The organism is Pseudomonas oryzihabitans NBRC 102199 (assembly GCF_000730625.1).
GTDB lineage: Bacteria > Pseudomonadota > Gammaproteobacteria > Pseudomonadales > Pseudomonadaceae > Chryseomonas > Chryseomonas oryzihabitans.
The window spans coordinates 574,373-600,136 of record NZ_BBIT01000002.1; the positions used below are offsets into that span (position 1 = coordinate 574,373).

The 25,764-nt window shown below is 66.8% G+C and carries 26 protein-coding genes and 2 riboswitches; of the genes, 14 read left to right on the plus strand and 12 right to left on the minus strand.

Going from position 1 to position 25,764, the window contains the following annotated elements; genetic code table 11:
- Positions 1-515: 515 nt before the first annotated feature.
- Positions 516-1,898: an adenylate/guanylate cyclase domain-containing protein gene (locus POR01S_RS04090; RefSeq protein WP_007158489.1), complete on the minus strand. Its 1,383-nt coding sequence runs from the start codon at positions 1,896-1,898 to the stop codon at positions 516-518.
- A 200-nt stretch (positions 1,899-2,098) separates the two neighbouring features.
- Between POR01S_RS04090 and POR01S_RS04095 the strand changes: the two genes are divergently transcribed.
- Positions 2,099-2,665, plus strand: coding sequence for a nitroreductase family protein (locus POR01S_RS04095; RefSeq protein WP_042133943.1), 567 nt, complete (start codon positions 2,099-2,101; stop codon positions 2,663-2,665).
- Here the strand turns inward: POR01S_RS04095 and POR01S_RS04100 are convergent.
- The 4 genes from POR01S_RS04100 to POR01S_RS04115 form a co-directional block, all read right to left on the minus strand.
- Positions 2,640-4,013 (minus strand): sensor histidine kinase, encoded by a 1,374-nt coding sequence (locus tag POR01S_RS04100; protein ID WP_042133945.1) that lies wholly within the window; start codon positions 4,011-4,013, stop codon positions 2,640-2,642. The two genes, POR01S_RS04095 and POR01S_RS04100, sit on opposite strands and share 26 nt — an antisense overlap.
- A 197-nt stretch (positions 4,014-4,210) precedes the next feature.
- Entirely contained in the window at positions 4,211-4,645 is a 435-nt protein-coding gene (locus POR01S_RS04105) for a Spy/CpxP family protein refolding chaperone (RefSeq protein ID WP_007158486.1), read from the minus strand.
- A 111-nt stretch (positions 4,646-4,756) separates the two neighbouring features.
- Entirely contained in the window at positions 4,757-5,434 is a 678-nt protein-coding gene (locus tag POR01S_RS04110; RefSeq protein WP_007158485.1) for a response regulator transcription factor, read from the minus strand.
- A 4-nt stretch (positions 5,435-5,438) separates the two neighbouring features.
- Positions 5,439-6,023, minus strand: a complete 585-nt coding sequence (locus POR01S_RS04115) for a septation protein A (RefSeq protein WP_042133947.1) — start codon at positions 6,021-6,023, stop codon at positions 5,439-5,441.
- A 60-nt stretch (positions 6,024-6,083) separates the two neighbouring features.
- On the opposite strand from POR01S_RS04115, the gene POR01S_RS04120 reads away from it, so the two are divergent.
- The 3 genes from POR01S_RS04120 to POR01S_RS04130 are packed head-to-tail and all read left to right on the plus strand — an operon-like array spanning position 6,084 to position 8,421.
- Entirely contained in the window at positions 6,084-6,956 is an 873-nt protein-coding gene (locus POR01S_RS04120; RefSeq protein ID WP_042133949.1) for a PHP domain-containing protein, read from the plus strand.
- Complete coding sequence (locus tag POR01S_RS04125; protein WP_027599504.1) at positions 6,953-7,582, plus strand: L-threonylcarbamoyladenylate synthase; 630 nt, start codon at positions 6,953-6,955, stop codon at positions 7,580-7,582. The genes POR01S_RS04120 and POR01S_RS04125 overlap by 4 nt, the downstream gene beginning before the upstream one ends.
- Positions 7,579-8,421, plus strand: coding sequence for a segregation and condensation protein A (locus tag POR01S_RS04130; protein ID WP_027602203.1), 843 nt, complete (start codon positions 7,579-7,581; stop codon positions 8,419-8,421). Before POR01S_RS04125 ends, POR01S_RS04130 begins: the two co-directional genes overlap by 4 nt.
- Here POR01S_RS04130 and POR01S_RS04135 read toward each other — a convergent pair.
- Genes POR01S_RS04135 through POR01S_RS04145 form a run of 3 tightly spaced genes read right to left on the minus strand, consistent with a single transcriptional unit; the run spans position 8,412 to position 9,661 of the window.
- Positions 8,412-8,786 carry a cobalamin biosynthesis protein gene (locus POR01S_RS04135; protein WP_027599502.1) on the minus strand — a complete coding sequence of 125 codons (375 nt, stop codon included), beginning with the start codon at positions 8,784-8,786 and terminating at the stop codon, positions 8,412-8,414. The genes POR01S_RS04130 and POR01S_RS04135 overlap by 10 nt on opposite strands.
- The gene (locus tag POR01S_RS04140; protein WP_042133952.1) at positions 8,786-9,463 is read right to left on the minus strand and encodes a CbtA family protein; all 678 of its coding nucleotides are present in this window, start codon (positions 9,461-9,463) and stop codon (positions 8,786-8,788) included. Before POR01S_RS04140 ends, POR01S_RS04135 begins: the two co-directional genes overlap by 1 nt.
- A gap of 12 nt (positions 9,464-9,475) precedes the next feature.
- Positions 9,476-9,661, minus strand: coding sequence for a CbtB domain-containing protein (locus POR01S_RS04145; protein WP_007158478.1), 186 nt, complete (start codon positions 9,659-9,661; stop codon positions 9,476-9,478).
- An 85-nt stretch (positions 9,662-9,746) separates the two neighbouring features.
- Positions 9,747-9,952, minus strand: a riboswitch (cobalamin riboswitch).
- A 58-nt stretch (positions 9,953-10,010) separates the two neighbouring features.
- A riboswitch (cobalamin riboswitch) is annotated at positions 10,011-10,336 on the plus strand.
- Between the two features lie 103 nt (positions 10,337-10,439).
- Between POR01S_RS04145 and cobW the strand changes: the two genes are divergently transcribed.
- Genes cobW through POR01S_RS23280 form a run of 4 tightly spaced genes read left to right on the plus strand, consistent with a single transcriptional unit; the run spans position 10,440 to position 16,958 of the window.
- The gene (gene cobW, locus POR01S_RS04150; RefSeq protein ID WP_042133954.1) at positions 10,440-11,492 is read left to right on the plus strand and encodes a cobalamin biosynthesis protein CobW; all 1,053 of its coding nucleotides are present in this window, start codon (positions 10,440-10,442) and stop codon (positions 11,490-11,492) included.
- 6 nt (positions 11,493-11,498) lie between these two features.
- Complete coding sequence (cobN, locus tag POR01S_RS04155) at positions 11,499-15,248, plus strand: cobaltochelatase subunit CobN (RefSeq protein ID WP_042133956.1); 3,750 nt, start codon at positions 11,499-11,501, stop codon at positions 15,246-15,248.
- A 1-nt stretch (position 15,249) separates the two neighbouring features.
- Complete coding sequence (locus POR01S_RS04160) at positions 15,250-16,293, plus strand: magnesium chelatase ATPase subunit I (protein WP_042133958.1); 1,044 nt, start codon at positions 15,250-15,252, stop codon at positions 16,291-16,293.
- A 20-nt stretch (positions 16,294-16,313) separates the two neighbouring features.
- On the plus strand, positions 16,314-16,958 hold the full coding sequence (locus tag POR01S_RS23280; RefSeq protein WP_169742409.1) for a vWA domain-containing protein: 645 nt from the start codon (positions 16,314-16,316) through the stop codon (positions 16,956-16,958).
- Positions 16,959-17,074: 116 nt separating this feature from the next.
- Here POR01S_RS23280 and POR01S_RS04170 read toward each other — a convergent pair whose 3' ends face one another.
- From POR01S_RS04170 to POR01S_RS04185, 4 genes are all read right to left on the minus strand, one after another.
- The gene (locus tag POR01S_RS04170) at positions 17,075-17,995 is read right to left on the minus strand and encodes a metal ABC transporter substrate-binding protein (RefSeq protein ID WP_042133961.1); all 921 of its coding nucleotides are present in this window, start codon (positions 17,993-17,995) and stop codon (positions 17,075-17,077) included.
- An 11-nt stretch (positions 17,996-18,006) separates the two neighbouring features.
- Positions 18,007-18,876 carry a metal ABC transporter permease gene (locus POR01S_RS04175; protein WP_007158472.1) on the minus strand — a complete coding sequence of 290 codons (870 nt, stop codon included), beginning with the start codon at positions 18,874-18,876 and terminating at the stop codon, positions 18,007-18,009.
- A complete protein-coding gene (gene aztA / locus POR01S_RS04180) occupies positions 18,873-19,607 on the minus strand; it encodes a zinc ABC transporter ATP-binding protein AztA (RefSeq protein ID WP_042133963.1) in 735 nt (244 codons plus the stop codon). The genes POR01S_RS04175 and aztA overlap by 4 nt, the downstream gene beginning before the upstream one ends.
- A 267-nt stretch (positions 19,608-19,874) precedes the next feature.
- The gene (locus tag POR01S_RS04185; protein WP_042133964.1) at positions 19,875-20,972 is read right to left on the minus strand and encodes a DNA topoisomerase IB; all 1,098 of its coding nucleotides are present in this window, start codon (positions 20,970-20,972) and stop codon (positions 19,875-19,877) included.
- A 90-nt stretch (positions 20,973-21,062) separates the two neighbouring features.
- Here POR01S_RS04185 and POR01S_RS04190 point away from each other — a divergent pair, with 90 nt between their 5' ends.
- From POR01S_RS04190 to ctpM, 6 genes are all read left to right on the plus strand, one after another.
- Positions 21,063-21,320 (plus strand): DUF3253 domain-containing protein, encoded by a 258-nt coding sequence (locus POR01S_RS04190; protein WP_042133966.1) that lies wholly within the window; start codon positions 21,063-21,065, stop codon positions 21,318-21,320.
- 73 nt (positions 21,321-21,393) lie between these two features.
- A complete protein-coding gene (locus tag POR01S_RS04195) occupies positions 21,394-21,702 on the plus strand; it encodes a PepSY domain-containing protein (protein ID WP_007158467.1) in 309 nt (102 codons plus the stop codon).
- 20 nt (positions 21,703-21,722) lie between these two features.
- Positions 21,723-21,998 carry a PepSY domain-containing protein gene (locus POR01S_RS04200; RefSeq protein ID WP_007158466.1) on the plus strand — a complete coding sequence of 92 codons (276 nt, stop codon included), beginning with the start codon at positions 21,723-21,725 and terminating at the stop codon, positions 21,996-21,998.
- Positions 21,999-22,664 (plus strand): response regulator transcription factor, encoded by a 666-nt coding sequence (locus POR01S_RS04205; protein WP_042133968.1) that lies wholly within the window; start codon positions 21,999-22,001, stop codon positions 22,662-22,664.
- Positions 22,661-23,998, plus strand: coding sequence for an ATP-binding protein (locus POR01S_RS04210; protein WP_042133970.1), 1,338 nt, complete (start codon positions 22,661-22,663; stop codon positions 23,996-23,998). Before POR01S_RS04205 ends, POR01S_RS04210 begins: the two co-directional genes overlap by 4 nt.
- A gap of 25 nt (positions 23,999-24,023) precedes the next feature.
- On the plus strand, positions 24,024-25,742 hold the full coding sequence (gene ctpM, locus POR01S_RS04215; RefSeq protein WP_042133972.1) for a methyl-accepting chemotaxis protein CtpM: 1,719 nt from the start codon (positions 24,024-24,026) through the stop codon (positions 25,740-25,742).
- Positions 25,743-25,764 lie beyond the last annotated feature (22 nt).

The following is a 25,764-nucleotide window of genomic DNA, read 5'->3' on the forward strand; positions in this document are numbered from 1 at the left end:
TATCGAAGGCCCACTGTGGAAGTTGCTCAGGAGGTTGGGCTGCACCTTGCCAGCATCGGTACCCTGTGACGCGAAGATACGCTGGTCAAGGCTGATCGCCGCCCGGCTGTGCCTTTCCTGCAAATCGGGATAGGCCGGTTCGCCAGCGGCACAAAGGGAGATGCCTAATCACTGGAGTGCTCGTCCTGGAGTCACAGATAAGTCTTCGGCGTCGAATGCTCCTGGAAGGGGCAGGGCAGCCTGGGTATCGAAGGCCTGGGCCTTTCCAGCGGGGCCGCAGCAGCACGTTCGCTTCAGCTCAGACCGCTGTCTCTTTGCCGAGCCAAGATGCGATCTGGTGGGCGGCAATGAGTATTGCCAAGGGAGGGCGGGCTTGGCTGTGCTTCGTGGCTGTCAGCGATATATCAGCATCCTACCGGGCAGCGGTCCGGATGCCGCCTGCGCTAGCGGTCTGATTGCGCCCAGCCAAGGGCGCCGAGGTACGTCCAGATTCGGCCGCAGGGTCTGTGGTCGCTTTAAAGAATTACCTTGTCCTTGAGCTTTTCCGCCGCCAGCTGCAGCGCCTGGATGACCCGCTCCTTGTCGTAGTTCTGGATATTGTTGGTGTCCAGGTACATGGAGAAGCCCGGCAGTTCGTGCTCGACATAGCTGGGAGAGGCGCCCAGGTCGCGACGGAAGTCCACCACCTGATAGATCTGCACCGGCTTGCTGAAGCCCTTGACGGTGATCCAGCTCTTGTCGCGGCACATGATGGTTTCCTTGACCAGCGAGTAGGTCTCGTGGCTGATCAGGATCTCGCCGGCATCGGCGGCATTCTCCAGGCGGCTGGCCAGGTTCACTTCGCGACCGATGATGGTGTAGTCCATGCGCGTGCTGGAGCCGAAGTTGCCGACCGTGCAGTAACCGGTGTTCAGGCCCATGCGGATCTCCAGCGGCTTGTTGATGCCCTGGCTGCGCCACTGCTGGCGCAGGACCTTCATGTGCTTGCGCATGGCGATGGCCATGGAGACCGCGGCCACGGCGTCCTTCTTGGCGCCCTGGCTGTTGGCGTCGCCAAAGAACACCATGACGCAGTCGCCGACGAACTTGTCGATGGTGCCACCGTATTTGACGGCGATCTTCGACATCTCGTTGAGGTAGTTGTTGAGCATGTCGGTGAGGGCTTCGGCCTCGAGTTCTTCGGACAGCTCGGTGAAGCCCTTGATGTCGGAGAAGAACACCGTGATCTTCTTGCGCTGGGTACCCAGGGCGATGTGCTGCTTGCCGGTGAAGATGGACTCCCAGACCTGGGGCGAGAGGTATTTGGCCAGGTTGTGCGCGAGGATCGCCGACTTTTCCTGCTCGCGCTTGAGATCGTCGTTGATCTGGATGAGGCGCTTGCGCTGGCGATGCAGGAAGTAGCCGGTGCCCCAGAGGTGCAGCATGGTGCCCACCACGCTGGTGACCGCCACCAGCAGCGGACTGGTGAGGTCGACACCCTGGAAGAAGGTGGCGCTGCCCAGCGCCGCGGCGCTGGTGGCGAACAGCAGGCACAGGCCGAGCAGGCGCGGGCCACCGCGCAGCATGCTGGTATAGCCGAGCATGAACAGCAGCATCAGGGTGGGCATCAGCGGGAAGCGCAACACCACCGCGGCCATGCCGACATGGATGGCGTCCAGGGCGGCGAGGATGATATCGGTCTGGGCGCCGCGATCGCGTCTGAGCTTGAGACTCAGGGTCTGGGCCACATGGGGGTAGAGCAGGGCATAGGGGATCAGCCACAGGCCCACCGCATCGGCCTGAGTGTAGTACCCGGCGGTGACGCTGGCGGCGGCGATCAGGTAGGCGAATACCCGGGCGTAGTAGACGCCCAGGCTGTCACCGGACGCAGCGAGGAACCGGTTGAGCGCAAACTTCATCTGTCGGGTCCGTTTCGAAAAAGGCGAGAGGTCGGGATAACTCCGTTCGCGACGATGAAAGCGGCCGGGTTTTCTAGCATTCGCGATCTTAGCCGACCGCCCCGGTAGCGGCCAAGAATGTCAGCCATTCCGCTGCTGTGACAGCCAAATTCGGCAGTCGTCCCTGGGGTACACTGCGGCATCTTTACAGGAGAGACGCTATGGATGCCCTCGAAGCCCTTTGCAATCGCGCCTCGGTCGGTCGCCTGACCGAACCGGGCCCAACGCCCGCGCAACTCGAGACCCTGCTGCGCGCCGCGGACCGAGCGCCGGACCACAAGCTGCTGCGCCCCTGGCGGCTGATCCTGGTGAGCGGCGCCGGCCGCACGGCGCTCGGCGAGCTCTATGCCGATGCCCTGCGCCGGCGCGAGCCCGACGCCGATGCGGCGGCCCTGGACAAGGCGCGGCGCATGCCGCTGCGGGCCCCCCTGGTGATCGCCGTCGTCGCCACGCCCCAGGAACACCCCAAGGTGCCGGTCCAGGAGCAGATCATCACCGCCGGCTGCGTCGCCCACGGCCTGGTCAACGCGGCCTTCGCCCTGGGCCTGGGTGCGGTCTGGCGTTCCGGTGAGTTCAGCTACGATCCCTGGGTGCTGCAGGGGCTGGGACTGGCCGAGGACGAACAACTGGTGGGCTACATCTACCTGGGCACGCCGGAGATGGCGCCGCGGATCCCGGCGCCGCGTGATCTGAGCGGCCAGGTCAGCCATTGGTCAGGACCGGTCTGAGCGGCAGGGTGACGGTGGCGAGAAAACCACCGTCCGGGTGATTGCTCAGGTGCAGCTCGCCACCATGGCGCTGGATAGCGCGGCGGGCGATGGCCAGCCCCAGGCCATAGCCGGTGGCCTGCTGCTGATCCGAGCGGAAGAAGGGCTCACCCAGCCGGGGCAGGTCGTCGACCTTGACTCCGGGGCCATGGTCACGCACCTGGATGCGCACCTCACCCGCGGCGGCGGTCGCCGAGATGACGATCGGCAAGGCGGGCGGGTTGAAGCGCAGCGCATTGCGCAACAGATTGTCCAGGGCCCGTTCCAACACATCGGGCCAGCCGTCCAGCCGCAGGGCGGCGGGAACGTCCAGCTCCACCCGCTGCTGGGGGGCGCTAAGTTGGGCATCCTCGACCAGGCCTTCCAGCAGCGGGTGCAATTCCAGCTGCTCGGGCGGGCCGGGATCCGCTTCCTGGCGGGCCAGGGCGAGAATCTCGCCGATCAGGGTTTCCAGGCGATCGCATTCCATGGTCAGGCGCGGCCACATGTTGCCCAGGTCATGGGGGTCGGAGCGTTCGGCCAGCGCCAGGGCGATGCGCAGGCGAGCCAGCGGGGAGCGTAGCTCGTGGGACACGTCACGCAGCAGCTGCCGCTGGCTGTCGATCAGGCGCTGCAGATGGGCGCCCATGCGATTGAAGTCTTCGGCCAGCACGCCCAGTTCGTCCTTGCGGCGGGCGAGGCGGGCGAGGGTGTCTTGCTGATAGGCGGTCTGCCCGAGATCATGGACCGCACGCCTGAGATGATTGAGCGGGCGGGTCAGGCTGAGGGTCAGCAGCAGGCTGAACAGGGTCAGTACCACCGTGGCGATGGCCAGCATGCCGACCGGCCAGAACAGGCTCTGGCGGCGCCAGGCGCCCAGTTCGGGGGTGGGCAGGTGGTAGATGAACAGGTAGGTCTGGCCGCTCGGGCTGGTGTATTCGTCGGTCAGGCGTCGCCAGGGCAGCGGCCGGTTGGGGTCGCGGGCGCCAGGACCGGGGCGCTGCTGACGCTGCGGCTGGTCGAGATCCTGGTCGAAGATGCGCGGTGGCAGGGTGCCGCGCACCAGGGGCGAGCCGTTCTCGCCCAGCACCAGCACATCGATGCCGTAGCGGCCCTTGCGCTGTTCGAGCAGGCCTTGGGCGGCGGCGGGACCGTCGTTTTCATAACGTTGCACCCACTGTTCGGGGAGGTCGCGCAGGCCGGGATGCTGCGCGAGGATCCAGGAATCCTGGTCGGCCAGGTGGCCGAGCAGCATGGTCAGGCCGACCGCGGACAGGATGGCCAGCCAGAAGGTGGCGAAGATGCGCCAGAAGAGGGAACGAAAAACCATGCAGTCGCCTTAGAAGCTGCTCAAAGTCTGCTGCGCGTCGGCCAAACGGCGTTGAAAATGCCTTCGGAATGCTCATTTACCACTCGTAAACTCCGCTTCCTCAGACATTTTCGCCTTGTTTGTCTCTAGCTCGCGAGATTTTGGGCAGGTTCTTGGTCAGACGCTGCGCCGAGGACCATCGGCGCAGCGATCGGGGATCAGGAGGACTTGTGGTCCTGCTTCCATTGCTGGAACTCGGCCCACTCCTTGGCGCGATCCTCACGCTTCTTTTCCATTTCGTCGAAGCGCTTCTGCTGATCGGGCTTGAGCAGGGCGCGAATGGACTGACGGGTCTTGTCGCGACTGCCATCCAGCTGATCGTGCAGGGCCTTGCGCTGATCCTCGGGCAGCTTGTCGAGGTAGCTCTTGACGATCTCGCGCTGCTGCTGGCGCTCCTCGCCCATCAGCTTGCCGACCTGCTCGCGTTGCTCGGGGGTCAGCTTGAGGCCGCGCAGGGGGCCATCGCCACGCGGACCGCCATCCATCAGCTTGCCGTGGGGCGGCGGGGTGATGTCGGTGCTGTCCTGGGTAGCGGCCAGGGTCAGGGTCGGCAGCAGGGCGGCGAACAGCACGGCGGGCATGAGTTTGCGCATCGGGAAATCTCCTTGGGATGACCGGTGCAACACCGGATGAGCCCAGTCTAGGAGCGGGGGAGTCAGTGGCGGTCAGCGGGGGTAAAGAGGGGGTAAAGGCTGCGCGGTGGGCTAGACGCTGTAGTAGTAGCCGCGGCCCCGCAGCGCCAGGATGCGCGGACGACCGTCGGCATGGCTGCCGAGTTTGCGGCGCAGATTGCTGACATGCATGTCCAGGCTGCGATCGTAGAGGGTCAGCTTGCGGCCCAGGGCCGCTTGGGCTAGGGCCTGCTTTTCCAGGGGTTCGCCCGGTTGCCGCAGCAGGGCTTCGAGGATGCGGCTCTCGGTGAGGGTCAGGGTGATCTCGGTTTCGCCGATGTTGGCGACGCCGCGCGCCAGACTCAGCGACAGGTCGCCCAGCTGCAGGCGGGCCGCGGGCTGGGCCGGATGACTGCGTCTGAGGATGGCTCGGAGGCGCGCGGTGAGTTCGCGCGGATCGCAGGGCTTGGCCAGGTAGTCGTCGGCACCCAGCTCCAGGCCGAGGATCCGGTCGAGGGGTTCGCCCCGTCCCGACAGCATCAGCACGGGCAGTTGCGGATGATCGCTGCGCAGCTGCTTGAGCAATTCCAGGCCACTGCCGTCAGGCAGCATCACGTCCAGCACCACCACATCCGGTGTCGCCTCGCGCAACTGGGTGCGGGCGTCGCTGCCGGCATGACAGGCGTTGACCTCGAAGCCTTCCTGTTTCAGCCAGGCACCAAGCAGGTCGCACAGTTCTTGGTCGTCGTCGATCAGCAGTATCTGACTCATGGGATCAGTCTCGCGGTTCATCCATGGGTTGCAGATGGCGCGCCAGATAGAGGCCCTGACCGAGCATGAACACCAGGGTCATTGCCAGACTGCCAAAGACCTTGAAGTCGACCCAGAAGCTTTCGTAGGTGAAGGCCACGTAGAGATTCGCGCAGCCGCAGACGATGAAGAAGACGATCCAGGCGATGTTCAGCCGCGTCCAGATAGGGGCTGGGAGGCGCACCGCGTGGCCCAGCATGCGCTGGATCAGCGGCTTGTCGCCGATGAACTGGCTGCCCAGGAAGGCCAGGGCGAACAGCCAGTTCACCACCGGCGCCTTCCATTTCAGGAAGGTCTCGCTATGGAAGGCCAGGGTCATGCCACCAAACACCAGGCAGGCGATCAGCGTCAGCCACTGACTCTTCTCCAGCCGGCGCTGGGTCGCGAAGATCGCGCCGTAGACCACCAGGGAAGCGATGATCAGCACCGCGGTGGCGCTGAAGATGCCGCCCAGGGTGAAGGCGTGCCCGGCGAACTCCAGCGGACGCGGATCGAGCTTGTAGACCAGGAAGAACAGGAGCAGGGGGATGAAATCGATGAATTGTTTCATTAACGCAGCCGATAGCAGTGCATCGCGGCATAATACCTGATGAAGCCGGAGGAGAAAGCCATGCGTATCGACCTGCACTGTCATACCACCGCGTCGGACGGCGCCTTCGCGCCCGCCGAGGTGGTCAGACGCGCCCATGAGCGCGGGGTGCAACTGCTGGCCATCACCGACCACGACACCCTGGATGGCTATGCCGAAGCCCTGGAAGCCGCGGACGGCCTGGGTCTGCGCCTGCTGCCCGGGATCGAGATGTCCTGTACCTGGGGTGGGGCGACCCTGCATGTGCTGGGCTACAACTTCGCCCCCGAGGCGCCCGAATTGAACGCTGCGCTGGAAGCCCTGCACGAGGGACGCTGGGAACGCGCCCAGGAAATCGACCGGCGGCTGGCGGCCAAGGGCATGCCCGGCACCCTGGACGGCGCCCGGGCGGTGCAGCTGGCCCTGGGCGACAGTCGCAATGCGCCGGCCCGGCCGCATTTCGCCGAATACCTGGTGCAGGCGGGCTTCGTCGAAGACCGCGGCGATGCCTTTCGCAAGTGGCTGGGCGGCGGCAAGCTCGGCGACGTCAAGCAGCACTGGCCGACCCTGGCCGAGACCCTGGCGACCCTGAAGGGCGCCAAGGCATGGATCAGTCTGGCCCACCCGCTGGCCTATGGCTTCACCCGCACCAAGCTGCGCAAGCTGATCGGCGAATTCGTCATCGGCGGTGGCCACGCCATCGAGGTGGTCAATGGCGTGCAGCCGGCGGAGCAGGTCGGCACCCTGGCAATTCTGGCGCGGGAATTCGGTCTGATGGTCAGTGCGGGCAGCGATTTCCATGCGCCGGCCGACTGGTCGGAGCTGGGGATGTACCGCCCGTTGCCCGAAGATCTGCCGCCCCTCTGGGCGCGCTTCAGTCAACCGCTGTACCCTCAGAATCGGGAACCCCAATGAGCCAGTTCATCGAGATTCATCCGCAGAATCCCCAGCCGCGGCTGATTCGTCAGGCCGTGGAAATCATTCAGTCCGGCGGTGTCATCGCCTATCCCACCGATTCGTCCTATGCCCTGGGCTGCCGTATCGGTGAGAAGAGCGCGGTGGAGCGTATCCGCCGCATCCGCCAGCTCGACGACAAGCACAACTTCACCCTGGTGTGCTGCGACCTCTCCGAGCTGGGCATCTATGCCAAGGTGGATACCAGCGCCTTTCGCCTGCTCAAGGCCTACACACCAGGACCCTATACCTTCATCCTCAACGCCACCCGCGAGGTGCCGCGCATGCTGCTGCATCCCAAGCGGCGCACCATCGGCGTGCGGGTGCCCCAGCATCCCATCACCCTGGCGCTGCTGGAGGCGCTGGGCGAGCCGCTGATGAGCGTGAGCCTGATCCTGCCGGGGGATGACGAAGCCCTGGGCGATGCCTGGGAGATCCGCGAGCGTCTCGAGCATTTCGTCGACCTGGTGATCGAGGGCGGTCCGGGTGGCTTGCAGCCGTCCACCGTGATCAGCCTGGCCGACGACGAACCGGAAGTGATTCGCGTCGGTGCCGGAGATCCGACGCCCTTCATGATCGAAGCATGAGCGAAGCCCTGGACCCCCAGCTGCTCGAACCCGAGCAGCTGCGCCTGGCGCTGGTCTATGGCGAGGCCTTCACCGAACTGCCCCAGGACCTCTATATCCCGCCGGATGCCCTGGAGGTCTTTCTCGAAGCCTTCGAGGGGCCTCTCGACCTGCTGCTCTATCTGATCCGCAAGCAGAACATCGACATCCTCGACATTCCGGTCGCCGAGATCACCCGGCAGTACATGAGCTACGTCGAGCTGATGAAGGCGGTGCAACTGGAGCTGGCCGCCGAATACCTGCTGATGGCCGCCATGCTGGCGGAGATCAAGTCGCGCATGCTGCTGCCGCGCGCCGAAGGCCTGGAGGCCGAAGAGGAAGATCCGCGCGCCGAACTGATCCGCCGGCTGCAGGAATACGAGCGCTTCAAGAAGGCCGCCGAGGACCTCGACGACCTGCCGCGGGAGGGACGCAACTTCGTGGTGCCCAGCTTGCCGGCGCCCGAGGCGCGGGCGCGCAAGCTCCTACCCGAGGTGGAGCTGGGCGAGTTGCTGCTGGCCATGGGCGAGGTCCTGCGCCGCGCCGACCTGTTCGAGAGTCACCAGGTGACCCGCGAGGTGCTGTCCACCCGCGAGCGCATGAGTCAGGTGCTGGAGCGCCTCAAGGATGGCGCCTTCGTACCCTTCGTGGCGCTGTTCACCCTGGATGAAGGCCGGCTCGGGGTGGTGGTGACCTTCATGGCCATCCTCGAGCTGGTCAAGGAATCCCTGGTGGAGCTGGTGCAGAACGAGCCCTTCAGCCCCATCCATGTCCGCGCCCGGGTCAGAGACACTGATGCGGAAGAGGTCGCTCAGGCGTAAGCCAGCGCTGCCGTCGCGGCCGCGCTCTTGCGCTTGCCGACCCGCAACCGGGCGCCTTCACCGGCCGCGGCCAGGGCCGCGGCTTCAGCCACGCTGGGACTGCCGGTGTGTTGCAAGGCGACCGCACTCGGCGCGGCGATGCCCTCCTGTTGCGCCAGACGTTCGGCGGAGAAGCCCTGCAAGGGCAGTTGCCAGCGCTGGGCCAGGTGTTGCAGTGCGTTTTCCTCCACACGGCGGTCCACCGTCGCCAGCGCCGTGAGGGCGTTGGGGTCGCAGCCGGCCTCCTGCAGCACTGCCAGGGCCAGCGCGGTCAGCTCCTCCACCGAACAGCCCCGGCGGCAACCCAGGCCCAGGACCAGCGCCATCAGGCCTGAGGCGCTTGGCGATGGAACAGCCAGCTGCAGGCGAGTCCCAGGAGCAGCCAGAACGGCAGGTTGCTGGCCAGCACGGCGATCTGGAAGTGCCGTTGCAAGGCCTCCGGTGCCAGGCTCGCCTGAGCGACGGGTTGGGGCGCACCCAGCAGATGGGGAATGAGCAGCAGCCCGAGGGCGGCGATCTTGAAGCCGGGATGGCGAGTGAACGCCAGGAGCGCGAGCGCCGCGGCAGTGGCACCGGCAGTGCCCAGCCACCAGGCTTGACGCAGGGTGAGATCCGCCGCGGCCGTGCCGGGTAGCTCCGGCGGCAGGCCGAGGCTGGGCGCCAGGCAAAAGGTGGCATAGCCGGCCAGGCTCCACAGCAGGCCCTGGTGCAGGCGGGTCGGGCCTCTTAAATTGAACAGGCCCGCCAGGATCAGGCCGAAGCCTACCGCCACCACCAGGTTACCGCCAAAGGTCGACAGGGTTCGCGGCCAGCCATCCGCCGGCGTCCAGGCTGCTTCTTCACCATGATGATGCTGTCCGGCCATGGCGGGCGCCTCGGTCTGGACCTCGTAGGTTTCCGCCTGGAGGATGAGCGGGGTCAGCCACAGGCTTTGCAGGGCACTCAGCAACAGGGCCGCAAGGAGGCCGGCCACGCCGGCACTGAAGGCAATACGCTGGAACATGGCGAACTCCTTTTAGTGGCAGGGGAAGCCTTCGCTATGGCGGGTATCGTGAGCGCCGTTGTGCAGCGCCTCGACATGGGAGAAACCGGCCAGAAGCACCAGGCCCAGGCCGAGCAGGCAGGCGAGCAGCGTGGCGGTCAGACGCTGGGTGCGGGTACTGGTCTGGGGCAGGGCGGTGGTCGAGCGGGTAGCGGTCATGGCAGGCCTCGGAGTCGAAGCGGCAGGGACGCGCCGAGGCAGCGAGCCGCAGGCGGCCGCCGTCCAGCACGACCGCCCACCGCGGGTTGCTTGAAAGCAGCAGGCCGGTCTCCGGACTCACGAGGGTTGCAGGCTGCAACTACCAGGATCGCCTTCCCCAGACTTGCCGGCCGGGTGGCTCTGTGATCCTGCGCTCGTCTACCGTTGCGGGGGCAGTGCCGGACTCGGACCGGCTTCCCGTTTCACCGCGACCCATGGCGGAGTCGCGACACCTGAAGCAGCGGCGAGCAGACCACGCGCCTCGTCCGCCGGTCAAGTCTGGCCGATTGACACCCCGGCGGGGCGCTCGTAGCCTGTCGCGTTTCGAGGTGCTCTTGTCGGCAAGAGCTTGAAAGGGAACGCGGTGCGACACCGCGGCTGCCCCCGCAACTGTAAGCGGCGTTTTTAGCCTCTCCACTAGAGCCTGTTCATAATTTGCTGCGCGTCGGCCAAACTGCGTTGAAGCTGCTTTCGGAATGCTCATTTACCATTCGTAAACTCCGCTTCCTCAAGCATCTTCGCCTTGTTTGACTCTAGCTCGCGAAATTATGAACACGCTCTAAGGCCACTGCTCACGCGGGAAGGCCGGAGCCGGGCGCCGCGAGCCAGGAGACCTGCCTCGCCACGTTTCGAACACGCAACCGGGCGGGGTGATCCGGGCTGCCATTGGGGCCTCGCCGCGGCGCGAGCGCCTGGCATGCCTGCCCGTCTTCTTTCGCTTTCTCTCTAAGGGCAGCCCATGAAAACCCTGGCCAAGACCCCCGTCACCATCGTCACCGGCTTCCTCGGTTCCGGCAAGACCACCCTGCTGCGACACATGCTCGACCACGCCGAAGGCCGCCGCATCGCGGTGATCGTCAACGAATTCGGCGAGCTGGGCATCGACGGTGAAATCCTGCGCCAGTGCAGCATCGGCTGTACCGAGGAAGAGGCCCAGGGCCGCGTCTTCGAACTGGCCAACGGCTGCCTGTGCTGCACTGTGCAGGAAGAATTCTTCCCGGTGATGAAGGAGCTGGTGGCCCGCCGCGGCGACATCGATCATATCCTCATCGAGACCAGTGGCCTGGCCCTGCCCAAGCCCCTGGTGCAGGCCTTCCAGTGGCCGGAGATCCGCAACGCCTGCACGGTGGATGCGGTGATCACCGTGGTCGACAGCCCCGCGGTGGCGGCCGGCACCTTCGCCGCCCATCCCGACCAGGTGGACGTCCAGCGCCGCCAGGACCCCAACCTCGACCATGAATCGCCGCTCCACGAGTTGTTCGAAGACCAGCTCGCCAGCGCCGATCTGGTGATCCTCAACAAGGCCGATGGCCTGGATGCCGAGGCCCTGGCGCGGGTACGTGCCGAGGTCACCGAGGAGTTGCCGCCGGCGGTCAAGGTGGTGGAAGCCAGTCGCGGCGTGCTGCCGCTGTCGGTTCTGCTGGGGCTGCAGGCCGAATCCGAGGCCCATATCGACAGCCGTCCCACCCACCATGACCTCGAAGGTCATGAAGACCACGATCACGACGAATTCGACTCCTTCGGCGTCCAGCTGCCCGAGGTGGCCGAGGCGACCCTGCTGGCGGCCCTGGCCGAGGTGGTCAAGACCCATGGTGTGCTGCGGGTGAAGGGCTTCGCGGCCATCGCCGGCAAGCCGCTGCGACTGCTGGTCCAGGGGGTCGGCACCCGCTTCGACAAGCACTTCGACCGCCCCTGGAAGACCGATGAGACTCGCAGCACCCAGCTGGTGCTGATCGGCCAGGAGTTGGACCAGGCGGCCATCACCGCCCAGTTGCGCGCCGCGGTCGCCTGACGCCAGATGCATCTGCTGCGTACCCAGCCGGGCGGCTTCGTCCCCGACGACGGCATCGCCCACCTGGCGCAGACGCCCGGTGAGATCGTCGTGCTCTGCAGTGGCGATTCGCACCTGGCGCTGCTGGCGGAGGCGACCCGTAGCCTGGACGAGGACTATCCGAGTCTGCGCCTGGCCAATCCCATGCAGTTGCAGAACCACGCCTCGGTGGACCTCTATGTCGAGGAGGTGCTGAGCCAGGCTCGGGTGGTGTTCATCTCCCTGCACGGCGGCCAGGGTTACTGGCGTTATGGCATGGAACGGCTGGCCGAGTTGGCCGCGCGGGGGCTGACCCTGATCGCGGTACCCGGCTGCGATCGGCCCGATCCTGAGCTGATGGCCCTGGGTACGGTGGCCCCGGAGCTGGCCGAACGGCTGTGGCGCTATCTGCGCCAAGGAGGGCTGGGCAATGCCCAGGATTTCCTGCATTGCCTGGCGGCCGAATGCCTGGGTGCCCCGTACACCTACCAGCCGCCACGGGAATTGCCGCGGGTGGCGGTCTATCAGCCGGAAGGCCTGGGTCTGGACGGCTGGCGCCAGCACTGGCGACCGGATTGGCCGACCGCGGCGCTGCTGTTCTATCGCACCCATCTGCAGTCGGCCAACACCGCCTTCGTCGACGTCTTCTGCCAGCAGCTGGCCGCCGAAGGGCTGAATCCGTTGCCTATCGCCGTGGCCAGTCTCAAGGAGCCGGCCTGTCTGGAGGAGGTGGAGCGGCTGCTGGACGAGATCAACGCCGCGCTGATCCTCAATACCACCGGCTTCGCCCAGTCCAGTCCGGAGCGGCCGAATCTGACGCCGTTCCGTCGCCCGGTGCCGGTGCTCCAGGCCATCTGCGCCCAGGACAATCGCGAACGCTGGATCGAGAATCCCCAGGGTCTGGGTGCCCGCGACCTGGCCATGCATATCGCCCTGCCGGAATTGGACGGGCGCATCATCACCCGGCCGATCAGCTTCAAGGGCCTGGCCTGGCGCTGCGAGCGCAGCCAGAGCGACGTGGTCAACTACCAGGCCGATGGCGAACGCATGGCCTTCGTCGCCCGTCTGGCGCGCAACTGGATCGAGCTGGCGCGGCGGCCGGCGGCGGACAAGCGCATCGCCCTGATCCTGGCCAACTATCCGACCCGCGATGGCCGCATCGGCAATGGCGTGGGCCTGGATACCCCGGCGGCAGCGCTCGGGGTGCTGCAGGCCCTGCAGACGGCTGGCTATCCGGTGGCCAACGTGCCGGAGAGCGGCACCGCCCTGATCGAGCGCCTGCTCGGTGGGGTGACCAACGACAGCGCCCTGCGCGATCTGCGCCCGGCGTTGCAGAGTCTGGCGCTGCAGGACTACCAGGCGTTGTTCGCCGGGTTGCCGCTCAGCCTGCAGCAGGCGGTGACCGAGCGCTGGGGCGGACCCGAGACCGATCCCATGCACCGTCGCGGTCGGCTCATGGTGGCCGGGGTGCGCTTCGGCCTGACCTTTGTCGGCATCCAGCCGGCACGTGGCTACGACGTCGATCCGGCGGCGGTCTACCACGATCCTGCGCTGGTGCCGCCCCATGGCTACCTGGCCTTCTATTTCTGGCTGCGCGAGGCCTATGGCGCCCAGGCCGTGGTGCATCTGGGCAAGCACGGCAATCTGGAATGGCTGCCGGGCAAGGGCGTCGGGCTGTCGGCGGAGTGTTGGCCGGACGCCATTCTCGGACCGCTGCCCAACGTCTATCCCTTCATCGTCAACGACCCGGGCGAGGGCGCCCAGGCCAAGCGCCGCACCCAGGCGGTGATCATCGATCACCTGATGCCGCCGCTGACCCGAGCCGAGAGCTACGGGCCGCTGCGCGATCTGGAGCGCCTGGCCGACGAATACTATGACGCCAGCCTGCTGGATCTGCGGCGCGCCACCGAGTTGCGCGGCGAGATCCTGCAACTGGTGCGCGAGACCGCGCTGGATCGCGAGCTGGGGCTGGTGATCACCGACGATCCGGACAGCTGGCTGCCGCAACTGGACGCCTACCTGTGCGATCTCAAGGAATCCCAGATCCGCGACGGCCTGCATGTGTTCGGTGAATCCCCGACCGGGCAATTGCGTCGCGATACCCTGGTGGCGCTCTTGCGCATCCCCCGTGGCGATGCCCAGGGCGGCAATGCCAGTCTGTTGCGGGCGCTGGCCAAGGATCTGCAGCTGGAGTTCGATCCCCTGGCCGCCGACCTGGGCGAGCCCTGGCAAGGGGCGCGCCCGGCTTGCCTGGCGGCGCTGTCCGCCGAACCCTGGCGAACCCTGGGCGATACCCGGGAGCGCCTGGAATTGCTGGCCCTGGCGCTGGTCGCCGCGATGGTCGATGCCGAGCCCTTGCCGTTGGCGCTGGACGAATTGTCGGCGACCCGTCCGGTGCTGGAACACCTGGTCACCCAGGTGGCGCCGGCACTGGACGGCTGTGGCCCCGCTGAAATCGTCGGCCTCCTGGCGGCCCTGGACGGGCGCTTCGTGCCGGCCGGTCCCAGCGGCGCGCCCAGTCGCGGGCGGCTGGATGTCCTGCCCACCGGGCGCAACTTCTTTTCCGTGGACGTGCGCAACCTGCCGAGCATGACCGCCTGGCGGCTCGGCTGGCAGTCGGCCAATCTGCTGCTGGAGCGTCATCTGCAGGAGGAGGGCGACCACCTGCGCCAGCTGGGTCTTTCGGTCTGGGGCACGGCGACCATGAGGACCGGCGGCGACGACATCGCCCAGGCCATGGCGCTGTTGGGTGTGCGCCCGGTGTGGCAGACCGGCAGCGCCCGGGTCGAAGACTTCGAGATCCTGCCGCTGTCGCTGCTGGATCGTCCGCGGGTGGACGTCACCCTGCGCATCTCGGGTTTCTTCCGCGATGCCTTCGGTGGTCTGGTACGGCTGTTCGATGCCGCGGTCCAGGCGGTCGCTGCCCTGGACGAGCCGGAAGATCTCAACCCCCTGGCCGCCCAGGTTCGCCACGAGCGCGCTGCCCTGGAAGCGGCCGGTACCGCTGCTGACCTCGCCCGGCGTCAGGCCGGCTGGCGCATCTTCGGCGCCCAGCCCGGTGCCTATGGCGCCGGTGTTCAGGGCGCGGTGGAAGAACGCCAGTGGCAGGATCGCAGCGAACTGGCCACGGCCTACCTCAACTGGGGCGGCTACGCCTATGGCGCCGAGGATGAGGGCACCGCCGCTCGCGATGACTTCTCCCGCCGCCTCGGTCGGCTGCAGGCCGTACTGCAGAACCAGGACAACCGCGAGCACGACCTGCTCGATTCCAACGACTACTACCAGTTCCAGGGCGGCATGCTGGCCGCCGCCGAGACCCTGAGCGGCCAGCGGCGCGCCAGCTACTTCGGCGACCATGCCCAGGCCGATCTGCCGAAGATCCGCACCCTGAAGGAAGAGCTGGGCCGCGTGGTGCGCTCCCGGGCAGCCAATCCCAAGTGGATCGCCGGCATGAAGCGCCATGGCTACAAGGGGGCCTTCGAGATGGCCGCCACCGTGGACTACCTGTTCGGCTTCGGCGCCACTACCGAACTGGTGGAGGATCACCAGTACCGGCAACTGGCCGATGCCTATCTGCTCGACGCCGATACCCGTGACTTCGTCGAGCGCCATAACCCCGAGGCCCTGCGCGACATGACCGAGCGCCTGCTGGAGGCCCAGCAGCGCGGTCTCTGGCAACAGCCGGGCGACTACCGCGAAGCCCTCGAACAGCTGCTGATGGATATGGATGAAGCCTGAGATGACCGCCCCCGTCTTTCCCCTGGCCGCCGTGGTCGGCGCAGACAGCCTCAAGTTGGCGCTGTGCCTGAATGCCATCGATCCCCGTATCGGCGGTGTGCTGATCGAGGGTCCCCGGGGCATGGCCAAGTCGACCCTGGCCCGGGGCCTGGCCGATCTGCTCGGCGGCGGTCCCTTCGTCACCCTGCCTCTGGGCGCCAGCGAAGAGCGCATCGTCGGCACCCTGGATCTGGATGCGGCGCTGGGCGAAGGCCGGGCGCGCTTCGCGCCGGGCGTACTGGCGGCGGCCCATGGCGGCGTGCTCTATGTCGACGAGGTCAATCTGCTGCCGGATCACCTGGTCGACCTGCTGCTGGATGTGGCGGCCAGTGGGGTCAACCGGGTGGAGCGCGACGGCATCTCCCATGAGCACGCCGCGCGCTTTTTGCTGGTGGGCACCATGAATCCGGAGGAGGGCGAGTTGCGTCCGCAGTTGCTGGACAGGTTCGGCTTCGCCCTGGCGCTGGACAGCCGGCCGGCCCCCCGGGAGCGGGCGGAGATCCTGCGCCGGCGGCTGGCCTTCGACAGCGATCCGTCAGCCTTCATTGCGCAGTGGGAAGCGGCGCAGGGGGAACTGCGTCAGCGCTGCGCCGTGGCCCGTACACGGCTGGCCGACATTCCCCTGGACGATGCCGCCCTGGAGGCCATCACCGCCGGCTGCCACCAGGCCGGTGTCGATGGCCTGCGCGCCGACCTGGTCTGGCTACGCGCGGCGCGCACCCATGCGGCCTGGCGCGGCGCCACGGCGATCGAAAACGCCGATATCGCCGCCGTGGCCGAATTCGCCTTGCGCCATCGGCGCCGCGAACTGGCGGATGGTCCCTCATTAATACCACCCTTACAGGATGATTTGACTCCCACTACTCCGGAGCGAGAGCCTGGCGATCAACAGGAGCAGGGGGATGCCGAGACCGCGCAGGGCGAGGGCGATAGCTGGGGTGCCCTGGCGCCGGAGCCCACTGCAACGGGTCCCAGACGCCGATTGGGCGGGGCAAAAAAGCCCTAGGCATCCGATCATCCGGCACCCTGGATCGCGATGCCCGAAGCGGGACGGGCAAGGCCGCAGGCGGTCGCCAGGGCGCGCGTTCGCCGGGTACCGAAGGCCCTGTTGCCTGGGTGCCGACGCTGCTCCGCGGGCGTCCCCGTCGCGCGGGTGATCTCCTCCGGCAACCACGCCGGCAGCGTCCGGCCCAGCTTTGGCTGGTGATCCTCGATCACTCCGCGTCCACCCGCCGCCACGGTGCCCTGGCCCAGGCCAAGGGGCTGCTGGCCGACTGGTTCGAGCAGGCCTATCGCCAGCGGGTCAGGGTCGCGGTCCTGCAGACGGCGGGGGCGCGACCCGAATGGTCTTTCCAGGGCCAGCGTAGCGGGCAGGCCCTTCAGGCATGGCTGGAGCAGCTGGGCGCGGGAGGCGGAACGCCTTTGCTGGCGGGACTGGCGGAAGCTCAGGCCTGGTTGACGAGCCGTCGGCGGCAACACCCCGGCGAGGAATGCCAGCTGCTGCTGGTCACCGATGGACGTCTGCGTGAGCTGGAGGGGTTGGCCGTACCGGACTGTCCCATCCGGGTGCTGGATATCGAGTTGGGACCACTGCGCCTGGGACGGGCAGGGGAACTGGCTCGGCGCCTGGGCGCGGAATACCTTCACCTCGAGGAGGTACCGGTGGTCTAGCCACCGGTGCGGCGTAGGTCGGGTTGAGGCGGTCCCATCGTCGAAGCCCGACATCGGGGAACTCGAGCCTCGTTCTGTTGGGCTTCGCTGCGCTCAACCCAACCTACCAGAGAGCCTCAATGCCCGCCCTTCATCGCCTTGACCAGGGTATCCACGTTGTAGCGGAACATGGCGGCATAGGTGGGCGCCGGGCCGTCCGCCGGAGACAGGGCTTCGACGTACAGCTCGCCACCCGGCTGGGCGCCGCTCGCCTTGGCGATCTGCTGTACCAGGCGCGGATCGTTGGAGTTCTCGAAGAAGTAGGTGGCGACATGCTCCTGCTTGATCTGGCGGATCAGCTTGGCGACGTCCTGGGCGGACGCCTCGGCTTCGGTCGACAGACCCAGCGGCGAGATGAAGGTCACGCCATAGGCGTCGGCGAAGTAGCCGAAGGCATCATGGGAGGTCAGTACCTTGCGTTTGGCCTTGGGTATCTGGCCGATCTGCTCGCGGGCATAGCGATCCAGGGCTTCCAGTTCGGCGATGTAGCGATCGCCGTTGGCCTTGAAGGTGGCCGCGTCCGCCGGATCCACCGCGGACAGCGCCTTCACCACGTTGCGGGTGTAGACGACCACGTTCAGCGGGTTGTTCCAGACATGGGGATCGATACCGCCATGGTCGTGATCATGGTCCGCGTTGCCATGTTCATCCTCGTCTTCCGCCATCTCGCGGGTCTTGATCCCCTCACTGAGCACCACCGGCGGGCGCGCCTGGCCGGAGGCCTTGATCAGGCGGTCCATCCAGCCTTCCAGGTGCAGGCCGCTCATGAACACCACATCGGCCTGCTTCAGCGCCTGGGCATCGGTGGGCGTCGGTTCATAGGCATGGGGATCGCCATTGGGACCGACCAGGGAGGAGACCTGCACCTGATCGCCACCGACCTGTTTGACCACGTCGGCGATCACGGTAAAGGTGGCGACGGCCTTGACCGGTGCGGCCTGGGCCTGGCCGGCAGCCGCGAGCAGGAGGGCAGCGCCCAGGGAGAACAGGGATTTCATGGTGACTCCTTTCAGTGGGTGAGGTGGGGGCGGGGGCGCAGTCGCCGGTAGAGACCCAGGCGACCGAACAGCAGGGACAGGAGGTAGCAGCCACCCGCAGTGAGGACGATGGCCGGACCCGAGGCGCAGCCAAGGTGGTAGGACAGCACCAGGCCGATCAGGCCGCTGAGGCTGGCGATCAGGCTGGCTACCGCCATCAGTCCGGGCAGGCTGTTGGCCCAGAAGCGCGCCGCGGTGGCCGGCAGCATCATCAGACCAACCGCCATCAGGGTGCCCAGGGCCTGGAAGCCGGCGACCAGGTTGAGCACCACCAGCAGCAAAAACAGCAGGTGATAGAGCGAACCGCGACCACCCACGGCGCGCAGGAAGCCCGGATCGAAGCACTCCAGCGCCAGCGGCCGGTAGATCACCGCCAGCACCAGCAGCGACAGGGTGGCGATGCCGGCGACCAGATAGAGCGCCGTGGCGTCGATGGCCAGGATGGTGCCGAACAGCACGTGCAGCAGATCCACGCTGGAGCCGTGCAGTGACACGATCAGCACCCCGGCGGCCAGGGACATCAGATAGAAGCTGGCGAAGCTGGCATCCTCGCGCTGGCTGGTGAAGCGGCTGACCAGGCCGGCGAGACCGGCCACCAGCAGGCCGGCGAGCATTCCGCCGATGCCCATGGCCGGCAGCGACAGCCCGGCGACCATGAAGCCCAGGGCTGCGCCTGGCAGCACGGCATGACTCATGGCATCGCCCACCAGACTCATGCGCCTGAGCATCAGCAGGACACCCACCGGACCGGCGCCCAGCGCCAGGGCCAGGCAGGCCACCAGGGCGCGGCGCATGAAGCCGAATTCGACGAAGGGTTCGACGAGGAATTGATAGAGAGTCATGCGCGTTCACAGACCGCCGCGTTGGCGTCCCAGCGTTCGGCGAGATTGCGCGCGCGGGCCAGATGCTCGCTGACCAGCACCTGATCGGTGTCGCCCCAGGCGATGGCTTCCCGGGCCAGCAGCAGGGTCTCGGGAAAGTGCTGGCGAACCTGCTCCAGATCGTGCAGCACGGCGATCACCGTGCGGCCCTGGCCATGCCAGCGGCGGACGATGGTCAGCAGGTCTGCGGTGGTGCGCGCATCAATGGCGGTGAAAGGCTCGTCCAGCAGCAGCACGGGAGCGTCCTGCAACAGCAGGCGGGCGAACAGTACCCGCTGGAATTGCCCGGACGAGAGAGCGCCGACCAGGCGGTCCTCCAGGCCTTCGAGACCGACCGCCTGCAGCGCCCTGGCCGCTTCCTCCCGGTGGGCGGCGGTCACCCCGCGCCAGAGGCCCAGGCCGCGCCAGGCGCCCAGCACCACGGTTTCCAGCACGCTGAGGGGAAAGCTGCGGTCGATCTCGGCGGCCTGCGGCAGGTAGCCCAGACGGCGTTGCGGCACCGCGCGGTTGACCCGGCCACTCACTGGTCTCAGGGTGCCGGCGATGGCCTTGAGCAGGGTGGACTTGCCGGCGCCGTTGGGGCCGACGATCGCGGTGAGGCTGCCGGTCCGGAAGCAGCCGCTGAGATGATGGATGGCCGGATGTCGCTGATAGGCCAGGGTCAGGTCCTGGAGCTCGATGGCCGCGCTCATGGCAGGGCGACCGCCCAGAGCACGGCCAGCCACAGGGCGACCAGGGGAATGCTGGCGAGCAGCAGGCGGGCGGGTACGGAGAGCAGTAGAAGGGAAGCGCGCGGGGATGCCATGATCGAGCCTTGGATAACGTGCAAAAGTTATAACATAACAAATGCAGTAGCGTCATCAGGGCGCGCGGGATGAATCACGCTAGGCGAGCAGGGTCGGGCTTTGCCGCAGAATGTTCCCTGCCCCAAGCAAGAGGCAGGGAAGGGCGCGACCCTGTCAGGCCGCCTGGGTCTCCGCCATCCGCTCTTCCAGCCGTTGCAGGAAGTTGAGCAGCAGCACCTCTTCTTCCTTCAGCCCCTTGCGCTTGCGCGGTTTGGGCAGGGTGCAGAGGTCACCGGCGAGGAAGGCATCCAGCACCCCGGGATGGATGTAGCACTTGCGGCAGACCGCCGGGGTATTGCCCAGGGTGCGGGAAACCGCCTTGACCATGTCCACCAGTTCCTTCTTGGCATCGGTCTGGGTCTCGCAGCGCAATTCGCGCAAGGCTTCCAGGGCAAGGGCGCTGCCCGCCCAGGTGCGATAGTCCTTGGCGGTGAAGTCGGCGCCGGTGAGTTCGTGCAGGTAGGCGTTGACGTCCGACGAGGTCACGGTATGGCGTTCGCCATCACCGTCCACATACTGAAAAAGGTGCTGGCCGGGCAGCTCCAGGCACTTCTTCACGGTGCGCGCCAGCCGCGGATCGCTGACCTTGATGTCGTGCTCCACCCCGCTCTTGCCGCGGAAGTGGAAGGCGATGGTATTGCCATGCACCTCGGCGTGCCGGTTGCGCAGCGTGGTAAGGCCATAGGACTTGTTGCTCTTGGCATACTGGGCGTTGCCGACCCGGATCAGGGTCGCGTCGAGCAGGCTGATGACCGTGGCCATGACCTTTTCCCGACAGAGGCCGCGGCGGGCGAGATCCTCTTCCACCCGCTGCCGCAGCTTGGGCAGGGCCTGCCCGAAGGCCAGCATCCGCTCGTACTTGTCGGTATCACGGATCTCGCGCCAGCGCGGGTGGTAGCGATACTGCTTGCGACCGCGGGCGTCGCGTCCGGTAGCCTGCAGATGGCCGTTGGCGTCCGGACAGATCCAGACGTCGGTATAGGCCGGCGGGATGGCCAGCTTGTTGATCCGCTCGACTTCCGCCTGGTCGCGGATGCGCTCGCCAGTGGGAGTGAAGTAGGCCCATTTGCCACGCAGCTTGCGCCGGCTCAGACCCGGCTGGCTGTCGTCGACGTAGTTGAGGTCGGGCGGCAGGGGGGTGCAGAGGGCGGTACCGGTGTCGTCACGCTCATCGGCGGGGATGGGCAGGTCGGTCTGGGCGAGGCGTTGCATTACTTTCGAGGGTTTCGAGCGAGAGGTCATGACTGCACCGACGATTTACTGGTCGAAAAGGTGGACTCCAGGAAACAGGACCCGGTTCTCATGACAGCGCTCGAGCCGACCGACGCACAGTTGCGCGAAGCCTTGCTGGCCAAGGCACGGGCGCGCCGCCCAGGGACCACCTTCTGTCCTTCGGAAGTTGCGCGCGACCTTGCGGCGGACTGGCGACCACTGATGGAGCCCCTGCGCGAGGTGGCACGGGAGCTGGCTCGCGCAGGCCAACTACGGGTGACGCAGAAGGGCGAGGTCCTTGATACCGAAGCGACCTGGCGCGGTCCGATCCGATTAAGCTTGGCTTAAGCGGCGTTTAAGTTTCGATTAATGGCCGATGGCTACTCTGGAAACCGTTCAGACAGCAACCAGAGGCATCACCATGAAAAAGCTTACCGCCCTTGCGACCGCCACCCTCTTGCTCACCGGTATGGGCGTTGCCCAGGCCCGCGATCTCGGCCCCGACGAAGCCCTCAAGCTACGTGACAGCGGCAAGATCAAGAGCTTCGAGGTGCTCAACCAGGCCGCCATCGCCAAGCATCCGGGCTCGACCACCCACGAGACCGAACTGGAAGAAGAATACGGTCGCTACATCTATCAACTGGAACTGCGTGACCCCAAAGGTGTGAAATGGGATCTGGAACTCGACGCCACCACCGGCGAAGTCCTGAAAGATCAGCGCGACGACTGACCGTTGTCCTCGCCGGACTCTTGCTGCTCGGCAGCGTCTCGCCGCTGATCCAGGCCCGCGACCTGGATCAGGACGAGGCCCTCAAGCTGCGCAAGGAGGGGGTTATCCGCCCGCTGGAGACCCTCTTGCAGCGGGTCAACGAACGCTATCCCCAGGCTCGGCTGCTGGAAGCCGAACTGGAAGAAGAAGACGGTCAGTATCGCTACGAGATCGAGATCCTCGTCGGCGATGTCGTCCGCGAACTGGAAATTGGCGCGATGGATGGCGCCATCATGAAGGACGAGGTGGACGACTAGATGCGCCTGTTGCTGGTGGAAGACGATGTCGCCCTGGCCGACGAAATTTCGGCGTTGCTTGCCCGCCAGGGCTATGCCGTGGACTGGCTCGCCGACGGCCGCGACGCTGCCTGGCAGGGTGCTCAGGAGCCCTATGACCTCATCGTGCTCGATCTCGGCCTGCCGGGGCGGCCAGGGCTCGAGGTGCTCAGGGAGTGGCGCGCAAAGGCGCTGGCGACGCCGGTCCTGATCCTGACCGCCCGCGACAGCTGGGCGGAGCGCATCGACGGTCTCAAGGCCGGTGCCGACGACTACCTCACCAAACCCTTTCACCCCGAAGAGCTGGGCCTGCGCATCGCCGCCTTGCTGCGGCGGGTTCGCGGCGTGGCCAACCAGCCGCTCCTGCAGGCCGCCGGACTCGCGCTGGACGAGGCGCGCCAGTGCGTGGTGCGTGGCAGCGAAACCATCTCCCTGAGCGCCGCGGAATTCCGTCTGCTGCGCTGTTTCCTGCTGCATCCCGGGCAGATCCTCTCCAAGACGCGCCTGAACGACCACCTCTACGACGGCGAGAGCGAGCGCGACTCCAATGTCATCGAGGTGCACGTCAATCACCTGCGGCGCAAGCTGGGGCGGGAAGTCATCGAGACGCGGCGCGGCCAGGGCTATCGCCTGGGCGGTGTCGATTGAGGTCCATCCAGGCCCGCCTCAGAGTCGGGCTGGTGGCCATTCTGCTGGTGGCGGGCCTGGTGCTGGTCCTGGGGGGCGCCTGGCTGGTGGACCATGCCTTGCGCCGCTATCTGGAGACCGGGCTGCGCGGCGAGACGGAAAATCTGCTCGCCGCCCTGGTACGTGGGCCCCATGGCCTGCAACTGGACGAGGGCCGCCTGGGCAGCCTCTACACCCGCCCGCTGTCCGGTCGCTATTTCCTCATCGAGATCCCGGCGCTGGATATCCGCTGGCGCTCGCGCTCCCTGTGGGACGCGCAACTGGAAGCGCCGCCCAGGAGTGGCCTGAGCGAGACCCTGGCGGACGGCCCCAGCGGCCAGCGATTGCTCACCTACCGCGCTGACTACCAGCGCTATGGCCAGACGGTACGGGTCGTGGTGGCCGAGGACTACAACCCGCTGTTGACCAACCTGACGCGCATCCTCGCGTTCGGTGCCCTGCTGGGGCTGGCGACCCTGCTACTGGTTCTGCTGCTGCAACGGCTGATCGTGCGCCGGGCACTGCGCCCGCTGGATCAGGTGCGCGAGCAGATCGCCCAGCTGCATCAGGGGCGCCGTTCGACGCTGGACGCCGGCGTGCCCATCGAGCTTGCGCCGCTGGTGGAGGAGATGAACGCCTTGCTGCGCCATACCGAGGACGGCCTGAAGCGCGCGCGGCATGGCATCGGCAACCTGGGGCATGCGCTCAAGACGCCGCTGGCGGTGCTCACCAGCCTGGCCGAGCGTCCCGAGCTCCAGGCACTGCCCGAGCAGCGCGAGGTCTTGCGCGAGCAACTGGCGCGTATCCGCCAGCGGCTGGAGCGGGAGTTGCGCCGCGCCCGGCTAGCCGGCGAGGCCCTGCCAGGCGCTCATCTGGATGCTGCCGAACTGCGCGAGCTCTGCCGGCTGCTCAATCGCCTGCATGGCGAGCACCTGCGGTTCGACTGCCATCTGCCCGAAGGACTGCGCCTGCCCTGGGACCGGGAAGACCTTCTGGAGCTGTTCGGTACCCTGCTGGACAATGCCGGAAAGTGGGCGGATCGGCAGGTTCGGCTGGAGGTGGCGCAGCGGGAAGAGGGTTATCTGATCCGGATCGAGGACGACGGACCCGGCGTGCCGGAGGCGCAGCGCGAGGCCATCCTCGAGCGGGGTTCCCGACTGGACGAGGCGGTGGCCGGTCATGGCCTGGGGCTGGGGATCGCCAAGGACATCGTCGAAGGTTGCGGTGGAACCCTCGCCCTTGAGACTTCCCGGCTGGGTGGGCTGGCGGTGGTCATCCGCCTTCCGGCGCCGGTGCGCACAGCGTCTACGAGGTGACTTCTCGGTCAAGTTCTGCAGCGCGATGCCGATAACGGCATCAGCTCTTGCGATCAAGGAGAACCTCGTGAGCCTCAAACTTAAAGTCACCTTACTGGCGGTCCTGCCCGTCTGCCTGTTCACGCTCGTACTAGGTGGTCTGTCTTACTGGGTCTTGCACGAGCAGGCGCTCAAGGACGTCGCCGATGCCCGCGAGCGGCTGATGGTGCAGAGTCGCAACGGCCTGCAGAACACCGTGGAAGCGGCCATGACCGTGGTCAAGCCGCTGTACGACAAGGCCGCCGCGGGTGATACCGAGGCGCGCCAGGAGGCCATCCGCCTGCTGTCCGCCATCAGCTACGGCAAGGATGGCTATATCTTCGGCTACGATTCCAACGTGGTCCGCCTGTTCAAGGGCAACGACCCGGCCGGGATCGGCAAGAGCTTCAAGGACAATCGCGATCCCAGCGGCGTCTACCTCAACCAGGAACTGGTCCGGGTCGGCAAGGATGGCTCGCATTTCAGTCGCTACAGCTCTTCGCTGCCGGGCAACAAGGACGTGCTGGTGCCCAAGCTCGCCTATACCGACTACCTGCCCAAGTGGGATCTGGTGATCGGTTCCGCGGTGAACCTGGATGGCGTGGAGGCCGAGGTCGCCGCCGTGGCCGACCAGGTCGCCAAGCGTACCCAGGACCAGCTCTGGCTGATCTTCGGTACCTCCGGCGTGCTGCTGGTGGTGATCGGTTTCGCCGCGCAACTTTTTGCCGCCCGGACCCTCAGGCCCCTGGCGCAGATTCGCGAGAACCTCGATGACATCGCCGCCGGCGAGGGTGATCTGACCCGCCGCCTGCCGGTCAACGGGCGTGACGAGATCGGTGAACTCGCCGCTGCCTTCAATCGCTTCGTCGATCGCATCCAGGGCACCATCGCCCAGGTCGTCGACATCACCCACCAGTTCACCGGTCTGCTTGACGATGTGGCCCAGCAGGCCCAGCGCACCGATCGCGACATGCAGCGTCAGCGCAGCGAAACCGATCAGGTGGCGACCGCCATCAACCAGATGTCCGCCGCGGCACAGGAGGTGGCGAGCAGCGCCCTGCGGGCCTCCGAAGCCACCCGCCAGACCGAGGAGAAGGGCCGGCTGGCCCGGGAGACGGTGGCCACCAGCGTGGCGCGCATCCACGAGCTGGTCGAGGAGGTACGCCAGAGCAGCGTCTCCCTCGATGGCCTCAAGCAGGACGTCGGCGCCATCGTCGGCGTACTGGACGTGATCCGCGCCATTGCCGAACAGACCAATCTGTTGGCACTCAACGCCGCCATCGAAGCGGCTCGGGCCGGTGAGGCCGGTCGCGGCTTCGCCGTGGTCGCCGACGAAGTACGCGCGCTGGCCAGCCGGACGCAGCAGAGCACCCAGGAAATCCAGGGCATGATCGATCGTCTGCAGCAGGCCACTGGCCGTGCGGTGGGTGCCATGGAGCGCTCGGGAGGCATGGGCGAGGCCACTACGGCCCAGGCCGAGCAGGCGGGGACAGCCCTGGCTGCCATCAGCGAATTGATCGCCACCATCAATGCCATGAACACCCAGATCGCCAGTGCGGCGGAAGAGCAGACAGCGGTGGCGGAGGAGATCAATCGCAGCGTCCATACCATCGCCGGTGCCGTGGACAGCATGGCCCAGGGGGCTCAACAGGGTGCCCAGAGTACTGCCGGCATGGTCGGTCTGGGCGAGCGGCTGGACGGATTGGTTCGCCAGTTCCGTGTATGATCGCCGGCGCGTCGGGTTCTCC

Bases quoted from the DNA above. Each gene is read 5' to 3' on its own strand.
- POR01S_RS04090 (WP_007158489.1), bottom strand. From the start codon at position 1,898: ATGAAGTTTGCGCTCAACCGGTTCCTCGCTGCGTCCGGTGACAGCCTG.
- POR01S_RS04095 (WP_042133943.1), top strand. From the start codon at position 2,099: ATGGATGCCCTCGAAGCCCTTTGCAATCGCGCCTCGGTCGGTCGCCTG.
- POR01S_RS04100 (WP_042133945.1), bottom strand. From the start codon at position 4,013: ATGGTTTTTCGTTCCCTCTTCTGGCGCATCTTCGCCACCTTCTGGCTG.
- POR01S_RS04105 (WP_007158486.1), bottom strand. From the start codon at position 4,645: ATGCGCAAACTCATGCCCGCCGTGCTGTTCGCCGCCCTGCTGCCGACC.
- POR01S_RS04110 (WP_007158485.1), bottom strand. From the start codon at position 5,434: ATGAGTCAGATACTGCTGATCGACGACGACCAAGAACTGTGCGACCTG.
- POR01S_RS04115 (WP_042133947.1), bottom strand. From the start codon at position 6,023: ATGAAACAATTCATCGATTTCATCCCCCTGCTCCTGTTCTTCCTGGTC.
- POR01S_RS04120 (WP_042133949.1), top strand. From the start codon at position 6,084: ATGCGTATCGACCTGCACTGTCATACCACCGCGTCGGACGGCGCCTTC.
- POR01S_RS04125 (WP_027599504.1), top strand. From the start codon at position 6,953: ATGAGCCAGTTCATCGAGATTCATCCGCAGAATCCCCAGCCGCGGCTG.
- POR01S_RS04130 (WP_027602203.1), top strand. From the start codon at position 7,579: ATGAGCGAAGCCCTGGACCCCCAGCTGCTCGAACCCGAGCAGCTGCGC.
- POR01S_RS04135 (WP_027599502.1), bottom strand. From the start codon at position 8,786: ATGGCGCTGGTCCTGGGCCTGGGTTGCCGCCGGGGCTGTTCGGTGGAG.
- POR01S_RS04140 (WP_042133952.1), bottom strand. From the start codon at position 9,463: ATGTTCCAGCGTATTGCCTTCAGTGCCGGCGTGGCCGGCCTCCTTGCG.
- POR01S_RS04145 (WP_007158478.1), bottom strand. From the start codon at position 9,661: ATGACCGCTACCCGCTCGACCACCGCCCTGCCCCAGACCAGTACCCGC.
- cobW (WP_042133954.1), top strand. From the start codon at position 10,440: ATGAAAACCCTGGCCAAGACCCCCGTCACCATCGTCACCGGCTTCCTC.
- cobN (WP_042133956.1), top strand. From the start codon at position 11,499: ATGCATCTGCTGCGTACCCAGCCGGGCGGCTTCGTCCCCGACGACGGC.
- POR01S_RS04160 (WP_042133958.1), top strand. From the start codon at position 15,250: ATGACCGCCCCCGTCTTTCCCCTGGCCGCCGTGGTCGGCGCAGACAGC.
- POR01S_RS04170 (WP_042133961.1), bottom strand. From the start codon at position 17,995: ATGAAATCCCTGTTCTCCCTGGGCGCTGCCCTCCTGCTCGCGGCTGCC.
- POR01S_RS04175 (WP_007158472.1), bottom strand. From the start codon at position 18,876: ATGACTCTCTATCAATTCCTCGTCGAACCCTTCGTCGAATTCGGCTTC.
- aztA (WP_042133963.1), bottom strand. From the start codon at position 19,607: ATGAGCGCGGCCATCGAGCTCCAGGACCTGACCCTGGCCTATCAGCGA.
- POR01S_RS04185 (WP_042133964.1), bottom strand. From the start codon at position 20,972: ATGCAACGCCTCGCCCAGACCGACCTGCCCATCCCCGCCGATGAGCGT.
- POR01S_RS04190 (WP_042133966.1), top strand. From the start codon at position 21,063: ATGACAGCGCTCGAGCCGACCGACGCACAGTTGCGCGAAGCCTTGCTG.
- POR01S_RS04195 (WP_007158467.1), top strand. From the start codon at position 21,394: ATGAAAAAGCTTACCGCCCTTGCGACCGCCACCCTCTTGCTCACCGGT.
- POR01S_RS04205 (WP_042133968.1), top strand. From the start codon at position 21,999: ATGCGCCTGTTGCTGGTGGAAGACGATGTCGCCCTGGCCGACGAAATT.
- ctpM (WP_042133972.1), top strand. From the start codon at position 24,024: ATGCCGATAACGGCATCAGCTCTTGCGATCAAGGAGAACCTCGTGAGC.